General features: G+C 62.7%; 2 protein-coding genes. Both read right to left on the bottom strand.

Going from position 1 to position 3069, the window contains the following annotated elements:
* Positions 1-132: 132 nt before the first annotated feature.
* On the bottom strand, positions 133-1284 hold the full coding sequence (locus WBB95_RS21925; RefSeq protein WP_424489474.1) for an HlyD family secretion protein: 1152 nt from the start codon (positions 1282-1284) through the stop codon (positions 133-135).
* Positions 1281-2927 (bottom strand): MFS transporter, encoded by a 1647-nt coding sequence (locus tag WBB95_RS21920; protein ID WP_424489473.1) that lies wholly within the window; start codon positions 2925-2927, stop codon positions 1281-1283. The genes WBB95_RS21925 and WBB95_RS21920 overlap by 4 nt, the downstream gene beginning before the upstream one ends.
* Positions 2928-3069: the final 142 nt, after the last annotated feature.

Raw genomic sequence — 3069 nt, 5'->3', positions numbered from 1 at the left:
AAGCCCGCTCACTACAACGATGTGTAGATACTTATGCTGCGATGGCGGTACATCAGTAAAAGAGGCATCAACTGACAGACAGCTATCGCAGGCAAGCCAGCTCCCACAGTTTTGATCTTTGTTGTGTCAGTGTCAGGGCGGGCTGTTTTTCAGGCGTCCGGCGGTGTCGATACTCACGACCACGGACAACCCCGGTCGCAGACGCTCGCTCTCGGCCTGATCCGGGTCAACGGTAATTCGCACCGGTACGCGCTGGGCGATTTTCACAAAGTTGCCGGTGGCATTGTCCGCCTGCAACAGGCTGAACTCCGACCCGGTCGCCGGCGAAATGTGCTGCACGGTGCCATGAAATTTGCGGTGGTTCAGCGCATCGACGGTGAAGGTCACCGGCTGGCCGACCTGTACGTTGTCCATCTGGGTTTCTTTCATGTTGGCAATCACCCACAACTGCGGCGGCACCAGCGCCATCAGTTGCGCACCGGAGTTGACGTAAGCCCCTAACCGCACGCCGATCTGCCCCAACTGGCCGTCACGCGGCGCCGTGATGCGCGTGTTCGACAGGTCGATCCGCGCCAGCTCCACCGCCGCGTCGGCATTCGCCACGGCAGCTTCCAGGGAACCGCGGTTGACGATCACCGTTTGCAAATCCTGCCGGGCGATTTCCAGGCTGGCCTGGGCCTGGGCCACGGCGGCGATGGTCTGCGCATTCGCCGCGCGGGTTACATCCAGTTCACGCTTGGACACCGAGCCATCGCTGATCAGCTCTTCGTTGCGACGCAGGTCCGCCGTGCTTTTGCGCGCCTGGGCCTGGCTGTCAACCAACGCCGCCTGACGCAGCTTGATGGTGGCTTCGGCACTGTTGCGTTGCTGCACCACATTCGCCAACCCGGCCTTCTGCACCGCCAACTGCGCCAGCGCCTGATCGAGGCGCTGCTTATAGATGCGGTCATCCAGCCGCACCAGCAGGTCGCCGGCCTTCACGTTCTGGAAGTCCTGCACCGGCACTTCAAACACGTAGCCACTCAGTTGCGGGCCGATGATCGTCACCTGCCCACGCACCAAGGCGTTTTCGGTGGTTTCCACCGCACTGCTGAACGGTGGCAATTGCCAGGCGTACAGCACGATCAGCACGCCGACGATGGCAATCGCGGCAAAGCCCAGCGAGGAGATGATGCGCACCCGCAACGAGCGCGGCTCAGTGACCGATGCGCCCGGCGGCGTGGTGCCTTCCGGGGTGGACGCGATGGCATTGGTGGTGGTCGTGGTGCTGCTCGGTTCGGTCATGAAGTAACGCCGCTGGGTTGAACGGAAGTGGCTGCTGCCTTGGTGGTGCTCATCAGCCACAGACTGCGGATAAAGATCCAGATCATGGTCAGCATCGCGATGATCGCAATCAGCATGAACACATCGTTGTAGGCCATCACATTCGCCTCACGCGTGGCCGCCGTGGCCAGGCTGCGAATGCCCATCAGGTTGCGCAGTTCGGGGTCGGCGATGATGCCGCCGTAGGCCGAACCGCCGCTCTGCACCCGCGCGGCGACACGCGGGTCGAGCAAGGTCAGGTGCTCGACGATCATGCTGGAGTGGTATTTCTCGCGCACGATCTGAAAGGTCCCCAGCAATGCCGCGCCGATCAGGCCGCCGAGGTTCTGGCAGATGCCGAACATCACCGAAAAGCTCACCAGGTTGCGCGGGTTGGTCAACACGTTGCGCGTGCCCAGCACCATGGTCGGCCCCAGGAAAAAGGTGCCGCCAAAGCCTAGCAGGAACTGGCTGACATACAGGTTCTCGGGGCGCGTCAGGTTGCTGGAGAAACTGTCCATGACCGACCCCGTGGCCATCAGCGCCAGAGAGATGATCAACGGCATCAGCAAGTGCGACGGGTTGATCGTCAGCGCACTGACCACCAGCCCCGCGATCGCCCCGGCGAGCATCACCACGTACAGGGTGTGCATCTGCTGGTAGCTCATGTTCAACATCTGCATGAACCCTACGGCGCCGGTGGACTGCTCCGACAGCACCATGCGAATAAGCACCACGGCGAGCGCCAGGCGAATCATCACGCCGCTGCCCAGCCAGCGCGTCATCAGCAACGGGTTGGTGCGGTTATGCTCGATGGCCAGCCCGGCCATAATCAGCACCAGCGAACAAGCCGAGGCCACGCCGATCCACGGCGCTTCCAGCCACCAGTCGATACGCCCCAGCGACAGCACCGCGCAGAGCAAGGCCACGCCGGTGGCGAGGATGGCGAAGGTGAGAAAGTCGAGTTTTTCAAAGGTCTTGAAGCGGTCGCCCGGCGGCAATTTGAGCAGGAACACGCAGCCCAGGCAGATCAGCGCCAGGCCCAGCTCAAACAAGTACAGCCCGCGCCATTCGGCAATTTGCAGCAAGTCTTCGGAGAACAGCCGTGCCAGCGGCAGCGCCAACTGCGCGGTGCCCAGCCCGAGCACCAGCGCTTTCAGGCGCCACTTCGCCGGGAACGCCTGGATCATGTAGTACAAGCCCAGCGAACTCAGCGCCGCCCCCACCATGCCGTGGGCCGCCCGCACCGCGATGGCCGAACTGAGGTCGTTGACGAACAGGTGGCCGAAGGTCACCAGCGCATACAGCACCAGGAACACCTCGGTAAACGCACGCAGGCCGAACTGCTGGCGAAACTTCACCAGCAGCAGGTTCATGCACACGTTGGTCATCACATAGGCGGCCGGCAGCCAGGCCATCTCGGCGGTGGTCGCGCCCAATGCGCCTTGCAGGTATTGCAGGTTGGCGATAACCAGCGCGTTGCCCAACCCACCGGTAATCGCCACCAGCACGCCCACCAACGCGAACGCCCAACGTTTCTGATTGCTGTGCAACGGCGTCGAGGGCGAGCCGGGCAGGCTCGGCCGCTCGTGGGGCTGCCAGGTGTGGGGGGTGTATTTGTCCATTCGGTGGCCTTGATGAGCCGACGTGCAAGGTCGGTGGAGCGCTTACTCTAGGAGTAGTAAACCTGAGCAGCGTTCATATTGCCAAGTCTAAGGCGGCCGCGGTCAAAACTGTGGGAGCGGGCTTGCTCGCGAAGGCGGTGTG

This window comes from Pseudomonas sp. (genome assembly GCF_049645325.1).
GTDB lineage: Bacteria > Pseudomonadota > Gammaproteobacteria > Pseudomonadales > Pseudomonadaceae > Aquipseudomonas.
The sequence above is the reverse complement of the archived record's forward strand: the minus strand, read 5'-3'. Positions and strand labels throughout refer to the sequence as shown.